General features: G+C 64.1%; 23 protein-coding genes. 7 read left to right on the top strand and 16 right to left on the bottom strand.

What is annotated here, in order from left to right; translation table 11 throughout:
• Positions 1 to 188 precede the first annotated feature (188 nt).
• Complete coding sequence (locus ACK4FK_RS14020) at positions 189 to 1,997, top strand: ABC-F family ATP-binding cassette domain-containing protein (RefSeq protein ID WP_409745583.1); 1,809 nt, start codon at positions 189 to 191, stop codon at positions 1,995 to 1,997.
• A 4-nt stretch (positions 1,998 to 2,001) separates the two neighbouring features.
• Here ACK4FK_RS14020 and ACK4FK_RS14025 read toward each other — a convergent pair whose 3' ends face one another.
• From ACK4FK_RS14025 to ACK4FK_RS14050, 6 genes are all read right to left on the bottom strand, one after another.
• Positions 2,002 to 2,589 carry a PAS domain-containing protein gene (locus ACK4FK_RS14025; protein ID WP_409745584.1) on the bottom strand — a complete coding sequence of 196 codons (588 nt, stop codon included), beginning with the start codon at positions 2,587 to 2,589 and terminating at the stop codon, positions 2,002 to 2,004.
• Positions 2,590 to 2,616: 27 nt separating this feature from the next.
• The gene (locus tag ACK4FK_RS14030; RefSeq protein WP_409745585.1) at positions 2,617 to 3,201 is read right to left on the bottom strand and encodes a PAS domain-containing protein; all 585 of its coding nucleotides are present in this window, start codon (positions 3,199 to 3,201) and stop codon (positions 2,617 to 2,619) included.
• 154 nt (positions 3,202 to 3,355) lie between these two features.
• Positions 3,356 to 4,363: an ABC transporter substrate-binding protein gene (locus tag ACK4FK_RS14035; RefSeq protein WP_409745586.1), complete on the bottom strand. Its 1,008-nt coding sequence runs from the start codon at positions 4,361 to 4,363 to the stop codon at positions 3,356 to 3,358.
• Between the two features lie 23 nt (positions 4,364 to 4,386).
• Complete coding sequence (locus tag ACK4FK_RS14040; protein ID WP_409745587.1) at positions 4,387 to 5,190, bottom strand: ABC transporter permease; 804 nt, start codon at positions 5,188 to 5,190, stop codon at positions 4,387 to 4,389.
• Entirely contained in the window at positions 5,187 to 6,113 is a 927-nt protein-coding gene (locus ACK4FK_RS14045) for an ABC transporter ATP-binding protein (protein ID WP_409745588.1), read from the bottom strand. Before ACK4FK_RS14045 ends, ACK4FK_RS14040 begins: the two co-directional genes overlap by 4 nt.
• A gap of 608 nt (positions 6,114 to 6,721) precedes the next feature.
• Positions 6,722 to 7,003, bottom strand: a complete 282-nt coding sequence (locus ACK4FK_RS14050; protein ID WP_409745589.1) for a hypothetical protein — start codon at positions 7,001 to 7,003, stop codon at positions 6,722 to 6,724.
• 304 nt (positions 7,004 to 7,307) lie between these two features.
• Here ACK4FK_RS14050 and ACK4FK_RS14055 point away from each other — a divergent pair, with 304 nt between their 5' ends.
• Positions 7,308 to 7,883 (top strand): DUF938 domain-containing protein, encoded by a 576-nt coding sequence (locus ACK4FK_RS14055; protein WP_409745590.1) that lies wholly within the window; start codon positions 7,308 to 7,310, stop codon positions 7,881 to 7,883.
• 23 nt (positions 7,884 to 7,906) lie between these two features.
• Here the strand turns inward: ACK4FK_RS14055 and ACK4FK_RS14060 are convergent, their stop codons facing one another.
• A complete protein-coding gene (locus ACK4FK_RS14060; RefSeq protein WP_409745591.1) occupies positions 7,907 to 8,719 on the bottom strand; it encodes a glutathione S-transferase family protein in 813 nt (270 codons plus the stop codon).
• A gap of 110 nt (positions 8,720 to 8,829) precedes the next feature.
• Here ACK4FK_RS14060 and ACK4FK_RS14065 point away from each other — a divergent pair, with 110 nt between their 5' ends.
• From ACK4FK_RS14065 to ACK4FK_RS14085, 5 genes are all read left to right on the top strand, one after another.
• Positions 8,830 to 9,531: a helix-turn-helix transcriptional regulator gene (locus tag ACK4FK_RS14065; protein WP_409745592.1), complete on the top strand. Its 702-nt coding sequence runs from the start codon at positions 8,830 to 8,832 to the stop codon at positions 9,529 to 9,531.
• Positions 9,532 to 9,623: 92 nt separating this feature from the next.
• Positions 9,624 to 10,703 (top strand): metal-dependent hydrolase, encoded by a 1,080-nt coding sequence (locus ACK4FK_RS14070; protein ID WP_409745593.1) that lies wholly within the window; start codon positions 9,624 to 9,626, stop codon positions 10,701 to 10,703.
• Between the two features lie 262 nt (positions 10,704 to 10,965).
• The gene (locus ACK4FK_RS14075) at positions 10,966 to 11,250 is read left to right on the top strand and encodes a hypothetical protein (protein ID WP_409745594.1); all 285 of its coding nucleotides are present in this window, start codon (positions 10,966 to 10,968) and stop codon (positions 11,248 to 11,250) included.
• Between the two features lie 188 nt (positions 11,251 to 11,438).
• Positions 11,439 to 12,767 carry a hemolysin family protein gene (locus ACK4FK_RS14080; protein WP_409745595.1) on the top strand — a complete coding sequence of 443 codons (1,329 nt, stop codon included), beginning with the start codon at positions 11,439 to 11,441 and terminating at the stop codon, positions 12,765 to 12,767.
• A gap of 344 nt (positions 12,768 to 13,111) precedes the next feature.
• Positions 13,112 to 13,447: a hypothetical protein gene (locus ACK4FK_RS14085; protein ID WP_409745596.1), complete on the top strand. Its 336-nt coding sequence runs from the start codon at positions 13,112 to 13,114 to the stop codon at positions 13,445 to 13,447.
• On the opposite strand, the gene ACK4FK_RS14090 is transcribed toward ACK4FK_RS14085, so the two are convergent.
• The 9 genes from ACK4FK_RS14090 to ACK4FK_RS14130 form a co-directional block, all read right to left on the bottom strand.
• Positions 13,444 to 13,602 carry a hypothetical protein gene (locus tag ACK4FK_RS14090; protein WP_409745597.1) on the bottom strand — a complete coding sequence of 53 codons (159 nt, stop codon included), beginning with the start codon at positions 13,600 to 13,602 and terminating at the stop codon, positions 13,444 to 13,446. The genes ACK4FK_RS14085 and ACK4FK_RS14090 overlap by 4 nt on opposite strands.
• Positions 13,565 to 14,011: a hypothetical protein gene (locus ACK4FK_RS14095; RefSeq protein ID WP_409745598.1), complete on the bottom strand. Its 447-nt coding sequence runs from the start codon at positions 14,009 to 14,011 to the stop codon at positions 13,565 to 13,567. The genes ACK4FK_RS14090 and ACK4FK_RS14095 overlap by 38 nt, the downstream gene beginning before the upstream one ends.
• Positions 14,008 to 14,736 carry a hypothetical protein gene (locus ACK4FK_RS14100; protein WP_409745599.1) on the bottom strand — a complete coding sequence of 243 codons (729 nt, stop codon included), beginning with the start codon at positions 14,734 to 14,736 and terminating at the stop codon, positions 14,008 to 14,010. The genes ACK4FK_RS14095 and ACK4FK_RS14100 overlap by 4 nt, the downstream gene beginning before the upstream one ends.
• Positions 14,733 to 15,659: an IS1595 family transposase gene (locus ACK4FK_RS14105; RefSeq protein ID WP_409745600.1), complete on the bottom strand. Its 927-nt coding sequence runs from the start codon at positions 15,657 to 15,659 to the stop codon at positions 14,733 to 14,735. The genes ACK4FK_RS14100 and ACK4FK_RS14105 overlap by 4 nt, the downstream gene beginning before the upstream one ends.
• A gap of 513 nt (positions 15,660 to 16,172) precedes the next feature.
• Positions 16,173 to 16,757 carry a peroxidase-related enzyme gene (locus ACK4FK_RS14110; RefSeq protein WP_409745601.1) on the bottom strand — a complete coding sequence of 195 codons (585 nt, stop codon included), beginning with the start codon at positions 16,755 to 16,757 and terminating at the stop codon, positions 16,173 to 16,175.
• 28 nt (positions 16,758 to 16,785) lie between these two features.
• Positions 16,786 to 17,895: a chorismate synthase gene (gene aroC / locus ACK4FK_RS14115; protein WP_409745602.1), complete on the bottom strand. Its 1,110-nt coding sequence runs from the start codon at positions 17,893 to 17,895 to the stop codon at positions 16,786 to 16,788.
• Positions 17,896 to 17,922: 27 nt separating this feature from the next.
• The gene (gene fabI / locus ACK4FK_RS14120; RefSeq protein ID WP_409745603.1) at positions 17,923 to 18,768 is read right to left on the bottom strand and encodes an enoyl-ACP reductase FabI; all 846 of its coding nucleotides are present in this window, start codon (positions 18,766 to 18,768) and stop codon (positions 17,923 to 17,925) included.
• Between the two features lie 152 nt (positions 18,769 to 18,920).
• A complete protein-coding gene (locus ACK4FK_RS14125) occupies positions 18,921 to 20,366 on the bottom strand; it encodes a hypothetical protein (RefSeq protein WP_409745604.1) in 1,446 nt (481 codons plus the stop codon).
• 63 nt (positions 20,367 to 20,429) lie between these two features.
• Positions 20,430 to 20,825, bottom strand: coding sequence for a hypothetical protein (locus tag ACK4FK_RS14130; RefSeq protein ID WP_409745605.1), 396 nt, complete (start codon positions 20,823 to 20,825; stop codon positions 20,430 to 20,432).
• Positions 20,826 to 20,908 lie beyond the last annotated feature (83 nt).

The raw sequence follows: 20,908 nt of genomic DNA on the forward strand, positions 1-20,908 counted from the left end.
GGTAACGGGGTATGTTGTATTTGAACAATGATTATCTGTGCATGTTATTTTTTAGTAACTTTGATTAGTAAAATAATCCTCCTTATGAAGATGCTGCGTGTACGGAAGAATCGCCGCTTCCCGCCGCGGCCGGTCCTTCCCGCTGCCGCCGGGGGTTGCTATCACCCTGGCCTGATTGAAGGACTGCCATGGCCCCCCCGCTTCTGATCCTGCGCGACATCCACCTCACCTTCGGCGGCCAGCCCCTGCTGGACGGGGCCGAATTGTCGGTGCAGGCGGGCGACCGGCTCTGCCTGGTCGGCCGTAACGGTTCGGGCAAATCCACCCTGATGAAGGTGGCGGCCGGCATGGTACAGCCCGAAAGCGGCGACCGCGTGGTGCAGAGCGGCACCACCATGCGCTACCTGCCGCAGGAGCCCGATCTCTCCGGCTTCCCCGACACGCTGGCCTATGTGCTCGGCGGCCTCATGCCCGGCGACGACGCGCATCGCGCCCGCACCCTGCTCGAAGCGCTGGGCCTCACGGGCGCGGAAGATCCGAAAACCCTGTCCGGCGGCGAGGCGCGCCGCGCGGCGCTGGCCCGCGTGCTGGCGCCCGAGCCCGACATCCTGCTGCTGGACGAGCCGACCAACCATCTCGACCTGCCCGCCATCGAATGGCTGGAGTCCGAACTGAAGCGCATCCGCTCGGCGCTGGTGCTGATCAGCCACGATCGGCGCTTCCTCTCCAACCTCACCCGCGCCACGATCTGGCTCGATCGCGGCGCCACGCGGCGGCTGGACCAGGGCTTTGCCGCCTTCGAGGACTGGCGCGACGCATTGCTGGAGCAGGAGGAAACCGAACGCCACAAGCTGGACCGCAAGATCGTCGCCGAACTCGACTGGGTGCGCCATGGCGTATCGGGCCGGCGCAAGCGCAACATGGGCCGCATGCGCGCGCTGCAGGATCTGCGGCGCGAGCGCCGCGAACAGCGCAAGGTGGCCGGCAATGTCACGCTCACGGTGTCGGAAGCCGAAACCTCGTCGAAGCTGATCGCCGAGGCGAAGAACATCTCCAAGGCCTGGGGCGATCAGGTCGTGCTGCAGGATGTGTCGCTGAAGATCCAGCGCGGCGACCGCTTCGGCATCATTGGGCCGAACGGCGCAGGCAAGACCACATTGCTGAACATCCTCACCGGCAAGCTGAAACCCGATGCGGGCAGCGTACGGCTGGGCATGAATCTGGAACTGGTGGCGCTGGACCAGAAGCGCGATGCGCTCGATCCCGAAATGACGCTGCAATATGCCCTTGCCGGCGGCAGCGACAAGGTCACCATCAATGGCCAGCCGCGCCATGTGATGAGCTACATGAAGGATTTCCTGTTCACGCCGGAACAGGCCCGCACGCCTTTGCGCGTGCTGTCGGGCGGCGAGCGCGGCCGGCTGATGCTGGCGCGCGCGCTCAGCAAGCCGTCCAACGTGCTGGTGCTCGACGAGCCGACCAACGATCTCGATCTGGAAACGCTCGATCTATTGCAGGAAATGCTGGCCGATTATCCTGGCACCGTACTGCTGGTCAGCCACGACCGCGATTTCCTCGACCGCGTCTGTACTGCCGTGCTGGCTTTCGAGGGCAATGGACGCTGGCAGCTCTATGCCGGCGGCTATTCCGACATGGTGGCCCAGCGTGGGTCCGGCGTGCAGGCGAAGGCCGCGCCGGCGCAGAAAAAGGCGGAGGCGGATGACAGGCCCGCATCCTCAGCACCGCGTGCGGCACCGAAGCGCAAACTCAGCTTTAAGGAAAAACACGCGCTGGAGACCCTGCCCAAACGCATGGCCGACCTGCAGGCCGAGATCGCCGGGCACCAGGCGGCGCTGAACGATCCGCAGCTCTTCTCGCGCGACCCGGCGAAATTCCAGGCCGCCAGCGCCGGTCTGGAAAAAGCCACGTCCGAGCTGGCCGCTGCGGAAGACCAGTGGCTGGAACTGGAAATGCTGCGCGAGGAACTGGAAGGCTAGGGCTTCACTGCACCGGCCTTGCGGCCTGGCGCTGGCTCGGCACCAGCGGCGGCACGCCAAACCCTAAGTCGATGAAGCGCATGCCGTCGCCTTCCTCATACGAATCCGGGTCCATCGGCTGGCCGCGCATGTCGGTCTTGGCCAGGCCGGTGGCGCAGCACAGGATCAGGCTGGCGTCTTCGGCGCCATCCTCGCAATAGGGCGCGCCGCAGAATTCCACCGGCAGCACCGAGCCATCGGCGAAGCGCAGCCAGTAATAGATCACCACGCCGCAAGGCTGGGCGGCCTGGGCGATGGTGAGATGCGCGCGCCAGGAGCGGTTTTCGGCGCTGGTCAGGTCAAGATAGTTGAAGCCGGTCAGGTCATAGCCCAGATGGGCATTCACGGTGTTGCCGGCCATGGCCACGCGGATTTCGTCATGGCCGCGCAGCTCAAGCAGCACGCAGGTTTCAAAAAAGCTGCCCAGGATTTCCGGCGTGATGTCGCTGCGCTGCGGCAGTTTGCGCCCGCGGCGGCATTCATCCCACAGGGCGAAAAACTCCTTGGCCCGCTGCGACAGCGGCGCGGGCAAGGCATCCAGAAAACCGATCATCGCGACTCACTCAAGGGTATTGCTGATCTAATGGGTATGCTGCAGCCTGCGTGGTACATTCGGATTGGCCGGCGGAATGCCGAAGCCGATATCGATGAAACGCATGCCTTCGGCGATCATATAGGAATCCGGGTCGGCGACGCCATCGGCGGCAACACGGGCCAGCGGCGTCACGCAGCCCAGCAGCAGGTTGGGGATGGCATCGTCGTCACGGCAGATCGGCGCGCACACCACCTCCACCGGAAGTATGCTCTCGTTGGGATAGCGCAGCCAGTAATACAGCATGGCGCCGCAGGGCTGCAGGATCTGCTCCAGAACCAGTTCCGCGCGCATGGCGCGGTTATCCAGCGTGGTCATGTCCAGGTAATTGCCGCCGGTGGGATCGAAGCCGATCCGCTCGGCGATGCCGGGGCCGGCCTGCAGGATGGGCATGTCATCGCGGCTGCGGATTTCCAGCATCAGGCAGGTCCGTGCCTGTTCGCCCAGATCGGCCAGGTCGGCATCGTGGTATTCGGGCAGCGGGCGACCGCAGCGCCAGCGGTTCCATACCGCGAAGAACCGGCGGCTCGGCGCCGAGAGCGGTCCCGGCAGGCGTGCAAGGAAGTCGTCCATGGCTGTCCCCCCATGGCGCATGGAACAGATCCACCCGGCGGCCAGTATAGGCGCGTCCGGGCAGCGGGCAATTGCAAATAAAAATGGCGCAAACAAAAAGCGGCCGGGGCGTTTACCCCGGCCGCACGCCCGCAGGCTGTATTGATCGGCGTTTCTACTTCTTCACATTCTTCACGAACCTGTCGACGAAGGTCTTGTTCAGGTCGACATTGGATTTCGCCAGTTCCTCGTCGAACTGTGCCAGCATGTTGAAGGCGCTCTTCATGCCGCTTTCCGGAATCAGGCCGGTGCGTGAATAGGTCTCCAGCGAGTTTTTCACGGCAGCGATGTAAAGCGGCTTGTCGCCCAGGTAATAGGCCTCGGGCACGGTGGCGGCCACGTCTTCGGGCTTGGCGGTGGCCAGCCAGACCAGCGCCTTGTGGAAGGCGTTCACCAGCGCCTGGGTGGTCTGCGGGTTCTTGTCGATGAACTCGTTCTTCAGATACAGCACGGCGGCCGGGTTCGAGCCACCGAAGATCGCCTTGGTGCCGGCTTCGGTGCGCGAGTCGGCCAGGATGAACACGCTCTTGTCCATCTCCAGCTTGGAGATCACCGGATCGAGATTCGAGATCGCGTCGATCTCGCCCTTCTGCATCGCCGCCACCGAGCCGGCGCCGGCGCCCACGCCGATGAAGGCGCTGTCCTTGTAGTTGCCGCCGGACTTGGCGATCAGGTAGTTGACGAAGAAGTTGGTGGACGAGCCCGGCGCGGTGACGCCGATCTTCATGCCCTTGAGGTCGGCGGCCGTCTTCACCTTGCCCTGGTGTTCCTTCTTCACCGCCAGCACGATGCCGGGAAAGCGGCCCAGCTCGATCACCGCGCGGATATCCTGGCCCTTCTGCTGCATGCGGATGGTGTGTTCGTAGGCGCCGGTTACGGCATCCACGCTGCCGCCGACCAGGGCCTGCAACGACTTGGCGCCGCCGCCGAAATCGTTGATCTCGACATCCAGCCCTTCCGCTTTGAAATAGCCCTTCTGCTCGGCGATGGTGAGCGGCAGGTAATACAGCAGCGGCTTGCCGCCGACGCCCAATGTCAGCTTGGCCTTTTCCGGCGCGGCCTCTGTTGCGGCGGCCGTCAGCATGACGGCGGCGGCAGCGGCCAGAAGCATCTTGATCTTCATGTCGTTTCCTCCGTTTTGATAAGTCAGACGGTCTTTGCCGCCATGTCGGGCCGCCAGACCAGCAGCCGGTTCTCGATCATCGTCACCACGGTGTCGATCACGATCACGAAAACGGCGAGTATCAGCATGCCGGAAAACACGCCGGTCACGTCGAACACGCTTTCCGCCTCGTGGATCTTGTAGCCCAGGCCGCCGGCCGAGCCGAGATACTCGCCCACCACGGCGCCCACCAGCGCGAAGCCGACCGAGGTGTGCAGCGAGGAGAACATCCAGGTGAGCGCCGCCGGCCAGTAGACATGGCGCAGGAGCTGGCGCTCGTTCATGCCCAGCATGCGCGCATTGGCCAGCACGGTGGGGCTGACTTCCTTGATGCCCTGGTAGACGTTGAAGAACACGATGAAGAAGACCAGCGTGAAGCCCAGCGCCACCTTCGACCAGATGCCAAGGCCGAACCAGAGCGCGAAGATCGGTGCCAGCACCACGCGCGGCAGGGCGTTGGCCGCCTTCACATAGGGATCGAAGATCGCGGCCAGCAATTCGCGCCGGGCGAAGGCGAAGCCCACCACGATGCCGCCGATGGCGCCGAAGCCGAAGGCCAGCAAGGTTTCCAGCAGCGTGATGCCCAGATGGCGCCAGATCTCGGTGCCCGAGAAATCCTTCACCGTGCGGGCCAGCACGTCCAGCGGCGTGGAAAAGAAGAAGGGCGGCATCAGCGGCTTGCCGTCGGCCATCGGCACGGTGGTGAGCAGATGCCACACCACCAGGAAAGCCAGGCCCACCAGTACCTGCAGCACCAGCAGGGTGCCGCGATTGATCGGCGCCTTCATTGTTGCGCCTCCTCGCTCATCTCGTAGGTTTTCTGCACTTCCACGCGCAAGCTGGCCCAGATCGCCTTGTGGATCTGGTGGAAGGCGGGTTCGGTGCGGATTTCGGCGATGTCGCGCGGGCGCGGCAGGTCGACGCGGAAATCGCCGACGATGCCGGCGGCCGGACCGGCCGACATCACGATCACGCGGTCGGCCAGCGCGATGGCCTCTTCCAGGTCGTGGGTGACGAACAGCACGGCCTTGCGGTCGCCGCCCTGGTCTCCGGTCTGGTCGCTGGCGGACCACAGCGACAGCAGCAGGTTACCCATGATCTGCCGCGTCTGCGCATCCAGCGGGCCGAAGGGTTCGTCCATCAGCAGGATCTGCGGATCGCGGATCAGCATCTGCGCCAGCGCCACGCGCTTGCGCTGGCCGCCCGACAGCATGTGGGGATAGCGGTCGGCGAAGTTCTTCAGGCCCACGCGGGCCAGCCAGGCACGTGCGCGCTCCACTGCTTCCGCGCGTTTCACGCCCTGCGGCTCCAGCGCCACGGCCACGTTGTCGAGCGCCGTCTTCCACGGCATCAGGGCATCGGCCTGGAACAGGTAGCCGGCCCTGGCATTCAGTCCGACCAGCGGCGCGCCCAGAATCTCGACGCTGCCGGCCGAGGGTTTCAGCAGGCCGGCGGCGGCATTCAGCAGCGTGGACTTGCCGCAGCCGGTGGGGCCGACGATGGCGACGAATTCATGGCGCGCCACGGCAAGCTCGATGCCGGCCACGGCGCGATGGGTGCCACCGGTCTGCAATTGAAAGGTGATGTCCAGCCCGGCGAAGCGCACCGCCTGGGCGGCGGGGTTCGGCCGGGCGAAGGCGGCGGGCGCGCTCCCGGCGAATGAAGACTGGCCTGATGAAGACGGGCTCGAGGGCATGGCCTGAACGGACAAGGCCGGTTTCCTTCCCAAAATCGTTGTTGCGCCTACGAAAAAGCGGAAGGCGCAGACTAGCCAGCCGTCGCCGGTCGAGTAAAGGGGGGCAAAGTCAAAGGGGGCAAAGTCGAAGGGCCAAAAGCCAGAGCGGCGGCATGAGCGGCTGGCCACGAAACAGGCCGGCGCCGGCGCTGCCCGATCCGGCGCGCTGGGGTTGGTTCCGGTTCATTCCGGTTCGCCCAGGTTCGTTTCGGTTCGTTCAGGTTCATTCGGGTTCATTTCAGCCCGCCTGGGTTCGCCCGGGTTCGTTTCGCATAGCGCCGCTTATGGCCGCGTATCGGCACATATCCGCGGCGATCTGGCTGGGGCGATCTGGCATCGGGAAGGCCGTTTTCTGTTGCCCAAAGGGCACTGGGAGTACGGTTTTGGGGCTGGTTCCGCCCCGTCCGGCCCGAAATTCGCCGTTTACGGAGCAAAACCCGTATGCCGGCCCGGCGGGGGATGCCGGCGCCGGCATACGTTTTTATGCAATCTCACACTCGACTGCTCTGCCGGGTGGGGCGGCATTGAGAACAAATATAGTACATTCCATGGATTTGGCAAGGGCGCCATTGTTCCCTCCGCCCTCACACCGCACGCAGCAGCACCTGCGCCGCGCCGGCGGCGATGCGGATCGTGCCGTCAGACAGCCGCACGCGTTCCATGGCGTTGTCGATCGGGCGGTCGTCGATGCTGGTTTCGCCCAGGGTGATCAGCCGGCGCGCGGCATCGCGGTTCACCGCCAGGCCGGTCAGCACCAGCAGTTCGGCCAGCGACACGCCTTCGGCCAGATGCGATTTCTGCAATGCGACCTGTGGCAGGCCGAGGTCGGACGCCGGGTTCAGTTCGGGATTTTGCGGGGTTTGCATGAGAGGTCTCCTTGAGGGCCGGGTTCTGAGCCACCGGGCCGGAGACCTTCTGTGATGTTGCAAGCCGCCGACCTCGGCGGCTGCAATGGTTCAGACAATGACCAGCGCGCCGCCCGTATGGGAGGAGGTAAAATACTGCCAGAAGCGGTAGGTCGCGGTCATGGCACACAGTCTAAGCGCCCCTCCGCGCCGCCGTCAACCGGGCTTCGCCCCGGGCGGGCGCTTTGCCGCAGCCCTGTGATCCCGGTTACGATGGCAAGCATGAACCAGACCGCCGACCCGCGCCGGCCACGCCCCGGCCACCTTGCGCAACCGCGAGGCCATCCTGGCCGTGCTGCGCGATGTCTTACCAAAAGAAGGCCTGCTGCTGGAGATCGCCAGCGGCAGCGGCGAGCATGCCGCCTTCATGGCACCGCTTCTGGCGCCGCTGCTCTGGCAGCCGAGCGATTATGAGGCCGAGGCCCTGCCCTCCATCGATGCTCATGCGGCCGACAGCGGGGCCACCAATATCCGTCCGGCCCTGCGCATCGACGTGACGGCGGCGGACTGGCCTGTTGCAAAGGCCGATGCGCTGCTCTGCTGCAACATGATCCATATCGCGCCCTGGGCGGCGGCCGAAGGACTGGTGGCCGGTGCGGCGCGCGTGTTGAGTGCTGCAGATGCGCCGCTCATCCTCTATGGCCCGTTCAAGCGCAACGGCCAGCATACCGCGCCCTCCAACGTCGCCTTCGACGACAGCTTGAAGGCGCGCAATCCGGGCTGGGGCGTGCGCTGCCTCGATTTTGAAGTCGCGCCGCTGGCCGCGCGGCAAGGCTTTATCCGGATGCAGGCGGTTGAGATGCCGGCCAATAACCTGACGGTGATTTTCCGCCGCGGTTGATGCACAGAGGCTGACCGAAGAGATCAGGCCGCCTGCGAGGCCGTCTCCGCCATAATTTTTTCCGGTTGCCCCTTCTGACAGGCGCGCCAGGCGAAGCGCGGATAAAACCGCTCCATCATGCGCTCGACGTAATCGACCAGATTGTGGAATGCCTCGGCGCGGCGGCGCAGGGCATTGTCGAAATACGGCGAGAGGATGTTGGCGAGCTGGGCGAAGACAATGGCATCGGTGCCGGTGGCGCGTTCGCCGAACAGATAGGTCTTGCCGCCCAGCAGCACCGAGAGCGACCGCAGCGAGCGCGCGCCCAGCAGCAGGATCTCGTCATGGCTGTGGCGCGTGATGCCCACGGCGAACAGGTTGGCCATCACCTTCTCGCGCAGGGCGCGGCGCAATTCGCTGCGCTGCGGTTCGGGCATGGCGTCAAACCAGCGGGCCGGGCCCTTCTCGAAGCTCGCATCGTCGGCATAGCGGAAGTAATTCATCACCCAGCCGAGCTGGTTCTCGGCCATGCGCTCCACCGCCCAGGCTACGGCACGCTGCTCGGGCGACAGGCAGGCATCGAGATCAAGGCCGTATTTCTGTTCGATATAGCTGCGGATGAAGGTGGAATCGGCCACCGTCACCCGACCATCGGGGACGTCGCCGTCGATGATGAAGGGCAGTTGCCCCTTGGGCGAGTCGGCGGGCTGGGCGCGCACATGGATATAGGGCAGGCCGGCAAGCTGAAGCTGCACCTCGGTCTTCATCGTGTAGGGGCTCACCTCGGGCAGGCCGAAGGCGGGGCCGCCACCATGCAGGCGGATCGGCTGGCGGGCGGCGGGCGGCAGATGGGTCATGGCGGCTCCGGAAGCGGGCGGGGAGGAGAACGGCGCAGCGCCGTGGAAAAACCTTGTAGCGAACCCCTGCTGCCACCATGCTGTCAGCATTGCTCCGCTAGACATGGCCCATGCGAAAAGCCGACCGCCTGTTCCAGATCGTGCAGATCCTGCGCCGCGCCCGCCGCCATCCGGTGACGGCCGAGGCGCTGGCGCAGGAGCTGGAGACATCCAAGCGCAGCGTCTATCGCGACATCGCCGCCCTGATGGCCCAGCGTGTGCCGATCCGCGGCGAGGCCGGCATGGGCTACGTGCTGGATCACGGCTTCGACCTGCCGCCGCTGATGCTCACGCCCGACGAGATCGAGGCGGCGGTGCTGGGCGCGCAATGGGTGTCGCGCCGCGCCGATCCGCTGCTGGCGCGCGCGGCGCTGGACCTGATCGCCAAGATCGGCCAGGCCGTGCCCGAACGCCTGCGGCCCTATGCCGCCGAACCGGCGGCCACCGCGCCGCCGAGCTGGAACCTGCAGCCCGATGCCATCGACATGGCGCAGACGCGACAGGCCATCCGCACCGGGCGCAAGATCGCGCTGGATTACCGCGACGAGCAGGGCCGCGAGACCAAGCGCCTGATCTGGCCCGTCACTATCGGCTATTTCGACACCGTGCGCATGATCGTGGCCTGGTGCGAGCTGCGGCGGGATTTCCGCACTTTCCGCACCGACCGCGTGCTGGGCGCACAATTCCTCGACGAACGTTATCCCGAACGCCCCAGCCTGCTGCGCGCGAAATGGCAGAAGGCGCAGCGCAGCCAGCCGTCCTGCGAGGCCTGACACCCTGAAAACCGGTGCCTTGAAATTCATGGGCGGCATGCCAGATTGTCGCGGCATGTCCTTGTTCCCTTTCCTGCATTCCGGTTCTTCCGATGGATAGCGTCACCCAACTTCTGTTCGGCGGCGTCGTCGCCCAGGCCGGCGCGCGCCGCATTCTCGGCCGCCGCGCGGTGGCCGCCGGCGGCCTGATGGCCACCCTGCCGGATCTCGACGTGCTGTCGGGCCTGTTCGGCCACGAGGCCATCACCGATGGCTGGCTGTATCATCGCGCCATCACGCATTCGATTCCGGCCACGCTGGTCTACGGCACGGCCATCGGCTGGTTGATCTGGAAGGCCGAGCGCCTGCGCCGCAAGCCGGCCGACACCGAGGAGGACCGCAACCGCCGCCATTGCTGGATGTGGCTCGGTGCGCTCTGCTGCGTCACCCATCCCGTGCTCGATCTCTTCACCGCCTATGGCACGCAGCTTCTGGCGCCCTTCAGCCAGGCGCGCTTTGCCATCGACGCGATGCCGATCATCGATCCGCTCTATTCGCTGCCGCTGCTCGTCGTGTTCCTGTTCGGGCTGTTCAGCCGCGAGAAGGCACGCCATGTGCAGCGCATGGCGCGCATCGCACTGGTCTACGTGGTGCTCTACACCGCCATGGCCTGGGGCGTCGGCCTGCACATGCAGGACCGCGCGCGCCAGGAGTTGCGCGCGCAGTATCCGGTCCAGGCCGATGTGGCGCGCATGGCCGCCTATCCGGTGATCTTCCAGCCCTGGTGGCGCCGCGTCGTGGTGGATCTGCCCGATACGATCCTGATCGGTTTCGCCTCGCCGTTCGCGAAAGAGCCGATCCGGTGGCAGAGCATTCCGCGCCCCGACCGCAGCGCCGCGCTGAAAGCCGCCGAGGCGACCTACGAGGCCGGCGTATTCCGCTGGTTCGCCGACGGCCGCCTGCACTGGACCCTGAAACCCGATCCGCGCCCCGACAATGCCGGCGGCCTGATCGCCGAGGCGCGCGACTATCGGTATGGCATGCCGGGCGAGAGCATCCTGGGATTCTGGGGCCTGCGCTTCCGCCTGGATGCGCAGTATCGCGTGCTGGGTGAACCCGAAAGGCTGGCCGAACGGCCCGGATTCAGCCGCGCGGGCTTTGCCGAATTGTGGAACGGCGTGCTGGGGCGTTGATTCCGTTGGCCAAATCGGCCTGGGTCGCGCCTGACTGGCTTATTGGGACAATCCACGCTATAATAATGCTTATTACTGATGCCGGCCGTCATTCATCCTGCCGGCGCATGCTTCGTCGGACAAGGCCGCGAGGCACGCTCATCACGGCCGTTGTTGCCTTCACGCCATAAGGCCGCCGCGCGCATTTCCGCCACACTGTCCGTTATGCTTGCCGTCCATCGTCGGCAGGGCGAATAGCGGCCGTTGCCAACCGAGGATCTATATGTCGACTGCCACCGCCTCCGAAGTCGCCCGCCTTCGCGCCGAAGAGCGTTTCAAGAAAACCGCGCTGCGCGAGCGCGAGGCGGCGGAAGCGCGCCGCCACGAGGAAGAGCGCGGCCGCGCGGAAACCGCCAAGGTCGAGCGCCTGCGCGCCTTGCGCCTGGCCCGCGATGCCGAACAGGCCGCGGCAGCCGCCCTCCGTCTGGAGGAAAAGCGCGCGGCGGCCGAGCTCGCGGCGCAACAGCCGGCCCCGGCGAAACGCCAGCGCCGCAGCGCGCAATCCTGACGTCTTCCGCATACATTCCTATAACGGCGGCATCCCGTAACAGCCGGCCCTAGCAACGGGCCGGCCGCTCGCCTATATTCCCCCGGCTATGCCAGACCGACCTTGTCCGGGCGTTTCGCCCGCTCTCGCCGGCCGCGCCTGTCTTTCCGCTGCCCCGTCCCGAATCCTGCTCCGCCTGAAGGCCCGTCATGCTGGCGCTTGAGCTGCTCCTCATCGCCGCGCTGATCGTGCTGAACGGTCTGCTCGCCATGTCCGAACTCGCCGTGGTGTCGGCGCGGCGCGCGCGGCTGGAGGCTCTGGCGCGCAAGAAAGGCCCCGCCGCACGCGGGGCGAAGCTGGCACTGAAGCTCGCCACCGAACCGGGCCGTTTTCTGTCCAGCGTGCAGATCGGCATCACCTTGGTCGGCATCCTGGCCGGCGCCTTCTCGGGCGCCACGCTGGCCGACCGCTTCTCCACCTGGATCGAAGCCACCTATCTGCTGGCCGAACCGATCGCCGACGGCATCGCCTTCACCGTTGTGGTCGGCAGCGTGACGTATCTGTCGCTGATCATCGGCGAACTGGTGCCCAAGCAGCTTGCGCTCAAAAAGCCCGAACCCATCGCCGCCGCCATGGCGCCGCTGCTGGCGGGCCTGGCCTGGATCGCCAGTCCCGTCGTGTCGCTGTTGGATGTCTCGTCGAAGATCGTGCTGCGCCTGCTCGGCGCTGGTGCCAGCAACACGGAAGCCGTGACGGAAGAGGAAATCCGCCATCTGGTGGCGGAGGCCGAAAGCGCCGGCACGGTGGAGCCGGCCGAGCGCCAGATGATCGCCGCCGTGCTGAAACTGGGCGACCGCGCGGTGCGCAGCGTGATGACGCCGCGCCACGACGTGGACTGGCTCGATCTCGACGCGCCGCATGACGAGTTGGTGCAGCGCCTGCGCCAGACCATGCATCTGCGCCTGCCGGCGGCCCATGGCTCGATCGACGAGCCGGTCGGCATCGTCGGCGTGAAGGACGTGTTCGATGCGCTGCTCGATGGCGGCCGCGACCAGATCGCCACCCGGGGGCTGGCCAGCTTCGTGCAGCCGGTGCCGGCCGTGCATGAAAGCGCCGATGTGCTGGATGTACTGACGCTGCTGAAGGCCTCGCCGGCCGGCATGGCCTTCGTCGTGGACGAGTTCGGCAGCCTGGAAGGCGTGGTGACCGCCAACGACATCCTGCAGACCATCGCCGGCGATTTCGCCTTCCCCGACGGCGAGGCGCCCGGGCTGATGCAGCGCGAGGACGGCTCGTGGCTGATCGACGGCAGCCTGCCGCGTGAGGACATGGCAGAAAAACTCGGCCTGCACCTGCCCGAGGAGGAGGGCCACACCGTGGCCGGCTTCCTGCTGGCCCGCTTCGGCCGCCTGCCGGTGGCCGGCGATGCGGTGGAATGGCGCGGCTGGCGTTTCGAGGTGATGGACATGGATGGCCGCCGCATCGACAAGGTGCTGGCGGTGCCGCCGCGCGAGCCGGTAGCGGCGCACGATTCCTGATCCCGGTCCTGTCCTGATCCCGGTCCTGATCCCGGCAGTTTTGGGAAACCGCAGGATCTTTCCGGTAATTTTCGGTCGCGAGGGGCTCGCCGTGAAATCCGGCGGTCCTGTATGGACGGCAGGGATTCGGGCAAAAAAAGGGCGATTATATACTTTGCAAACCACAGGACTCCGGGCCTGCGTTAACCACTCTCTCGTGGCCTGCAGTCCTAACCTGTGGTTTATTGACTTGCGGTTGTGTTAGCGCGACCGCAAGGCGATCCATAGCCGCTATCAGCAGATCAACTTTCGACTTTGCGTCGTCTTTCCTGTCACACATTTCGATCTCCTAGGGGGTGGGCATCATGAGTGCACTGTACGCAATGCGCTATTTGGGGCAGACCGGCGTTGGGATGGGCTCGGTCTATATCGGCAAGGGCGTGATCGTTGGCGTTGATGTTGCCAACGGCCGATATCATGGGACTTACAAAGAAGAGAACGGTCGCGTCAAAGCGACGCTAACCTTATCTGCGCCGCCCGGCGGGGCCGTGCTTGTGACAGGCCAGCAACTGCCAGCGGGTCAGGCGATTCCGCTCACAGCGGACTGGCCGGCGAATTTCGCAAACGGCGCTGCGCAAACCGTTTCGGTTATGGGGAACCCTGTGCAAGTCACGTTCGAGAAAATCGGGGACGTGCCCTAAGCCTTCTCGCCTGCGCCTTTCGGCTCGGGCTTGGTTTCCGCCAGCTTCTTCAGCTTTGCCTCAAACGCCGCTTCGTCCGTGTCGCACTCGGCACGGCGGGCGGCGGCTTTGAACTTGTCAGCCTGACTTTTTCCGCTTTTCTGGTTGTTGCTCAACGGAAATTACCTCTTTGAATTCGCCGCGCAGGCCGCCAGGAACCCACCAGCACTTCTTATCACCCCGCTCAATGATGGTCCGCATCTCAGGCCACCACTTTATTAGGTGCCCGCACTTGTAGGCGAGATCGAACTCACTCCACTTGTGAGTACAAAAGAAGCCGACGAGTCCACACTTGCGAAACGCCGCAATTTGGTGCGGCCTTTTGGCGATATTCTTATCGCCGGTGATGACGACGCTCCCGCCGAATCTCTGGAATGCAGCGGCCCAAAATTCATCTTCGGCAGATGCTGGGGCAAAACTCGGCTCCCAGTGGAACTCGTAACCAGTGTCTTTGAATCCGCTGTTTAACATCCGAACTACGCGTTCTGGGATGTTTGCGTCGAGGGCTACTTTGACCCTTCTCAAGCTGCCACAACGTTTGGAATAGGCTCATCAAGTGCTTGCTCGAAATTCACAGCTTCAAGCACTTCTTTCGCCGTTATTCCAAACGCTTCCGCAACAGGGTCGGCTTTACGGCCCTCCACGCGCCATGCGTCCCGCAGCGTTTCTGTCGGGATCCCCTTGGCAATGATGGGGCGACCAAATGCACGAAGCGGATCGACAACAATCTCGGGGAATCGATCCGGCATTGGTCGCCACTGCTTAGCCAAATGGGAGGTGGCGTCGAACTCTATTCCCGGCACCAAAGATTGTTTGATTGCTTCGTACATGACGTAGTTTCGAGTAGTGAGAGAGCGCAGACGGGGATCACCCTCAGCCTTCGCTGCCTTACGGAGCGTCTCCACCACGAAAACATCGGCCTTGTCAGCAGCAAGGAGAACCTTGCTGAGCGCGAAAGGGTGATCGGTCTTAAATTCTGCCTTTAGCTCTTCCGCAGCCCTGCGGAGGCTGCCAACTTTGACGCCGTATTCGCGGAAATGTTCAACGAAGCGAACCTCCATCAGATCAAGGAAGCTCAGCTCTTCATATCCGTCTACAGGTTCAAAATCGCGGGTCAGCAGAGGTCCGACATTCCTGCCGGGGTAACCCTTCAGCCAGCCATAAATTCGGCGCGCACTGCCCACCCGTATGAGGCGGGCCGCCTCTGGAACGGTATAGAAGCCAACTACAAGCGGGTTCCTGCCCTTCACGTGCGCGCCTCTTGCGAGTCCCGGTAGGTCAAACGCCTCCCGATAATACCACGTAGGGCAGTTTGTGCACGGTCAATATCAGACCGCTCTCGTTCACTGTAGCGAAAGTCAAATTCCGCGAGATAGCGGTGCAAATGCTGCTGGCCGCAGTGCTGGTAAACACCCTTCATGCCACGCTTGAAGATGCTGAAAAAGCCCTCAATCGTGTTCGTGTGAATCTCACCGCGACCGTATTCGCCCTGCTGGTGGCGCACCACGCCATGGGAAGCGAACTCCCGGCCTAGCTTCGTGTACTGAGAAGCCTCGTCGGTCATCAACTGCGCTTCCTTGGCAAGGTTCTCACGGACAATCGGGGCAAGCGTGGCGGCTTTCAGATCGTCAACCACGATGCTACGGGCACGGCCAGTGCTACGCTCTACCAGAGACAGCACCTTGAACTTGTGGTGAGCGCCACGGCCCTTCTTCTGGCCCTTGGGCTTCACGGTCTTGTCGTTGCCGATGAACGTCTCGTCCACTTCCACAATGCCGCCATCCTGACCGAACGGGGCCAGATCGCCGGAGCGCAGGGCCTCACGGATACGATGGTGCATGAACCACGCGGTCTTGTACGTCACTTCCAAGGTCCGGTGCAGTTGATGGGCGGAAAAGCCCTTCTTGCTGGACACGACCAGATAGACGGCCTGAAACCACTTATGCAGCGGGACATGGCTGGACTCGAAAACCGTGCCGACTTTGACCGTGAACTGCTTCCGGCAATGGCCGCACTTCTTCAGGCCCATGCGGGCGGTCTTGCCCTTGATCTCGCCAATACGGTCGCAGGCTCCACAATGCGGGCAGGTCGGGCCTTCCGGCCAAACGATGCTTTCCAGCTTGGCGAAAGCCGCCGCTTCATCGTGGAAATATTCTTTCGTAAGAATGCTCATGGTCGTCTCGCTTTCTGACCATGATCCTATCGTTCCGGCGTGGGTTTGTAAAGTATATAATCGCCAAAAAAAGGGGCCGCATCAGAGATGCGGCCCAAGTCTAGGGAGGAAACGCCCGAGAAGGGCATGCAACAAACCGGAAGCTTGTTGCGATGCACAAACTAATCCCTTCGCCTTTGCAGCGCAAGAGGGAAAAGCCGTGTCGGCTGTCACATTAACAAAAACATATACTTGGGACATTTTTTGAGCCGAATCGGGCGCTTTCGCGACAGATTGTTAGCCTGCATTCTATTGTGCGGGCGCGAAAAACCGGCGAGTGTTGCGCCCGGAACACAGGCAGCCGTTTTTTTGATCAGCATGTGACAGGGCGACAGAAGGCCGTAGGCGGACGAATCGGCCGGTCCCATCCGACCCGCAGGCGGTTTCGGCCCGACAACAACGGGGCAGCATAAAAGCCCGCTCCGGACGAGGGAGCGGGCCTGCGATGCGCCCTGATTTTGCGGGCGGGGCCGGTCAGCGGAAGCTGCCGTGGTATTCGTCGTTGGGTCGCATCTCGATGGCGGCCGCCATGCGGTTGGACATGTTGAAGAAGCTGATCGTGGCGGCGATGTCCCAGATGTCGCGGTCGCTCCAGCCGGCATCGCGCAGGCCCTGACGATCAGCCTCTACGATCTTGTCCGGGCTCTCGGTCAGCTTGGTGGCGAATTCGAGCGCCGCGCGCATCTTGGGCGTCAGATCGGCGGCGCGCCAGTTCATCACCATCAGCTCGCCCAGCTTCGGATCGCCCGAGAGCTGGCGCACGGCGGCGCCATGGGCGGTGAGGCAGTAGAAGCAGTGGTTGATGCTGCTGACCACCACGGCGATCATCTCGCGTTCCAGCTTGGAAAGCCCTGAGGGCGCCAGCATCAGTTCGTTATACATCTCCGAAAAGCCGCGCAGCTTCTTGGCATCGAAGCTGTAGCTGAGCAGCACATTCGGCACGAAGCCGATCTTCTCGTCGCATTTGGCGAAATAGGCCTGGGTGTCGGGATCGAGATCCTTGCGCGCAGGCACCGGGATGTTCAGCGCATGGGGATGCGCGGTCTTGGGCTGGCTCATGCTGTTTCCTCCGTTGCTGGAGGAAAGCCTAGCGCGGATCGAAGCCCTGTTTAAAGCCCCCGACCTGGCCGCGATGGCGCAGCAGGTGGTCGGCCAGCACCAGCGCCAGCATGGCCTCGCCCACCGGCACGGCACGGATGCCAACGCAGGGATCATGCCGGCCCTTGGTGACGATCTCGGTCTCAGCACCGAAACGGTCGATGGTGGCGCGCGGATTGAGGATCGAGGAGGTGGGCTTCACGGCGAAGCGCACCACGATCTCCTGGCCCGAGGAAATGCCGCCCAGGATGCCGCCGGCCTGATTTGACGTGAAATCCGCGCGGCCATTCTTCAGCCGCATCTCGTCGGCATTCTGCTCGCCGCTCAAACGTGCTGCGGCAAAGCCCGCACCGATCTCCACGCCCTTCACGGCGTTGATGCTCATCATGGCGGCGGCGAGATCGGCATCCAGCTTGCCGTAGATCGGTTCGCCCAGCCCGGCGGGGATGCCGGATGCACGCAGCTCAACGACGGCGCCCACAGAGGAACCCGCCTTGCGAATGCCATCCAGATAGTCTTCCCATTCCATGGCCATCTTCGGATCGGGGCACCAGAAGGGATTCTGCGTTACGCTGTCCCAGCTCCAGTTCGCCGGGTCGATGGTTTTCTCGCCCACCTGCACCAGGGCGCCACGGATCTGCACCTGCGGACCGATCAGGGTGCTCAGCACATTGCGCGCCACCGCGCCGGCCGCCACGCGGGCCGCCGTCTCGCGCGCCGAGCTGCGCCCGCCGCCGCGATAGTCGCGGATACCGTATTTGCTCCAGTAGGTATAGTCGGCGTGACCGGGACGGAACTTGTCCATGATCTCGCCGTAATCCTTCGAGCGCTGGTCGACATTCTCGATCAGCAGCGAAATCGGCGTGCCGGTGGTCTGGCCCTCGAACACGCCCGACAGGATCTTCACCTCATCGGGCTCGCGCCGCTGGGTAACGAAACGCGAGGTGCCCGGCTTGCGCTGATCCATCCAGTGCTGGATGTCGGCTTCGCTCAGCGGCACGCGCGGCGGCGCGCCGTCGATCACGCAGCCCAGCGCCGGCCCGTGGCTTTCGCCCCAGGTGGTGACGCGGAAGAGCCGGCCGAAGCTGTTGTCAGACATGGCGGCTGTTATCCGGCATAGGCCTGCTTACTCGGCCTTCTTGCCGCCGAGCGACAGCAGCAGGTCGGCCACCTGGGCGGCCTGGTCGGTCGCCACCATGCCGACGGCGTGATAGCCGCTGTCGACGTGATGGGTCTCGCCGGTGACGCCCGAACCCAGATCCGACAGCAGATACAGGCCGGCGCCGCCAACCTGCTCGATGGTCACGTTCTGGCGCAGGGGCGCATTCAGTTCGTTCCACTTCAGGATATAGCGGAAATCGCCGATGCCGCTGGCCGCCAGCGTCTTGATCGGACCGGCCGAGATGGCGTTGACGCGGATGCCCTTCTTGCCGAGATCGGCGGCGAGATAGCGCACGCTGGCTTCCAGCGCGGCTTTCGCCACGCCCATCACGTTGTAATGCGGCATCACGCGTTCGGCGCCGTAATAGGTGAGCGTGATGGCGCTGCCGCCATCGGTCATCAGCTTCTCGGCGCGCTGCATCACGGCGGTGAAGCTGTAACAGCTCACGTTCATGGTCAGCGCGAAATTCTCGAAGCTGGTGTCGATATAGCGGCCCTTCAGCTCGTTCTTGTCGGAAAAGCCGATGGCATGGACCAGGAAATCGAGTTTGCCCCAGGCCTTTTCCAGCGCAGCAAAAGTGGCGTCAATCGAAGCGGGGTTGGTGACGTCGCATTCCAGCACATGCCGGGCGCCGATGGTCTGGGCCAGCGGCTTCACGCGCTTTTCCAGCGCCTCGCCCTGGTAGGTGAAGGCCAGTTCGGCACCCTGGGCATGCACCGCCTTGGCGATGCCCCAGGCCAGCGAACGGTCGTTGGCGACGCCCATGATAAGGCCGCGTTTGCCATGCATGAGCGGTTGCGGTTGCGACATGAATCCCCCGGTAAGGCTGTGGCGAAACGGCCGGTGCAGCCGCTCGGGCGCTCCTGGCGCGAAACACAGGTATGAAACACTGGGCGGCGAGAGTAGCCCAAAGCCGGGTTTTGGCCAAGTCGCCTAAGCCATTATGATGAAAAAGAAATCGGCTACGGATCGGGTTGGTATCCTGGCTGCTGCGACAGGAGCATCTCCCGCATGGCGGCGACCTCGGCTTCCCGATCCGGCCGTGCCTGCTCGTGAAGGTGCTGCAGCAGGTCGCCGGCATAGCCGTCTTCAGGCGGCAGCATGAAAATCCCATGTGGCACCGCGCGGATGCGGCGGCCCATCTTTTCCCGCAGCGGCGGCAGCAGCCCTTCGGCCTCGGCGCGGTCGAGCGCCTGCGCCGTCACCGGCCCCAGATCGCCATCCACCAATACGGGGCCGCCGCGATAAGGCCCGCGCGCCGCCTGTTGCGGCCGTGGCGCGGACTGGTTGGGCCATAACAGGTCGTTCAGGCCATCCTGCATCAGTTTGACGAGTTCGTTTCCGGCCTCGCCGATATAGTGGGGCGATTGTTTCATCGCCTTGTACCAGTCATCGAGTTCGCGGCCGAAGGCGCGCAGCGAATCCTCGCGCTGGATTTCCTGGCGATGGCGGCGCGAATCTTTGGGCAGGTCGCGCTGCGGCAGGCCACGCAAGGGCCGGCCGGTGGCATCGGTATCCTGCGGCGCATTGCCATAGAGATGACGATAGGCGCCGCTGACCAGGCGAAAAGCGTCGTCATGGCGCGGATGCTGGGATTTCAGATAGGCGTCATGGGCCTGCAGGGCATGCAGATCGGCGCGCGACAGATCGGCGGGCTGCTTGCCCAGCGTGAAATCCAGCCAGCGTTCCGGCGCGGGCGGCAGTGCACTGAGGCGCGCTTCGAAGGATGTCGTGCTTGCCTTCGCATCGCCGCGCGGCGCGTCCGGGGCTTGCTGCTGCTGCGGATCGCCGTGAAAACCCTCGATCTCCATCAGGCCCTGTCTGGGCAGGGTTTTCGCCTGCTCGGCGATGGTCTCGCGCAGCAGCTGATCGCTGGCCGGTTTCCAATCCTTCTGAGCCCAGTTCTGTATTTCCCCGCCGGGTATATCGAACAGGTTTATGCCCGACGGTGCATCGGGCAGGCTGATGAAAGCGCCATAACCCCAGTTGCTGCCGCTGCTGGGTTGCAGCACGGCGGGGAAATAGGCCTCTTTCGGCACGCCATGCGCCTCAAAGACGCTGCCATGGTAATCCACGCTTTGCTGGCCGGTGATGCGGTGGTCGCCGGCCTCCGACAGATTGCGTTCGCGCTGCGCCAGATCGGCGGCGGCGACATCGCGCCGGATGGCATCGCGCTCGGCCTCGTTCAGTGGCCTGCCGCGCGTCTCGCGCACGAAGCGTTCCAGCCGACCATTGGCGGTGCGGCCCAGTTCGCCGCGGTTGGCTGCCGCGTCGCGCGCCAGCCCGGCATAGGAATCCTGTTTCTCCAGCGCGGCCCAGTAGCCATCGATGTCGTTGTCTTTCAGGCGGGCGCGGGCGGCATCCAGTGCGTTGCGCTGCTCGGTGGAAGAGGGGCGGCGAGTGGGCATCGGAGTATACGTCCTTTCAAATGATCTCTATTTGTTCTGAAGGGCAAAAATAAAAAACGGCCTTCACCGTGCGAAAAGCGCGAATGTGGATATGACGATAAAAGCCAGGAGGTACATGCTGCTCCAGGGCAGCAACAGCAGGGTGCCGGCAACACCAAGGCCGATCCAGTAGGGCCGGCGCCGGCCCGCCACCACGAAGCGGCGGATGGCAAGAGCGGTCAATCCCAGCGGCAGTCCATAGGCCGGTACACGGATGGCCCAGTAAAGCGGGCTTTCATAGCTGGAGCCTTCCGTGACGAGACCGACATTCACTTCGACAATGACGATGTAGCAGGCCAGAAAGGCGAGGCCGAGCAGACTGGCGAGCAGGATGGTCAGCAGCCCCCAGCCTCGGTTGACGCGGGCTGGCGGCGACCCTGCTGCTGGTGACGATGCGGCGTCCGGGCTGAGGTCTGGCATGGGCTCTGCTGGTTAACAGATGCCTGAATATACGGGTAGTCTGATCGATTGTCAATACATAAAGAGAACAAAACTGGATATTA

The sequence above is a fragment of the Ferrovibrio sp. genome, from assembly GCF_046297895.1.
Lineage (GTDB): Bacteria > Pseudomonadota > Alphaproteobacteria > Ferrovibrionales > Ferrovibrionaceae > Ferrovibrio.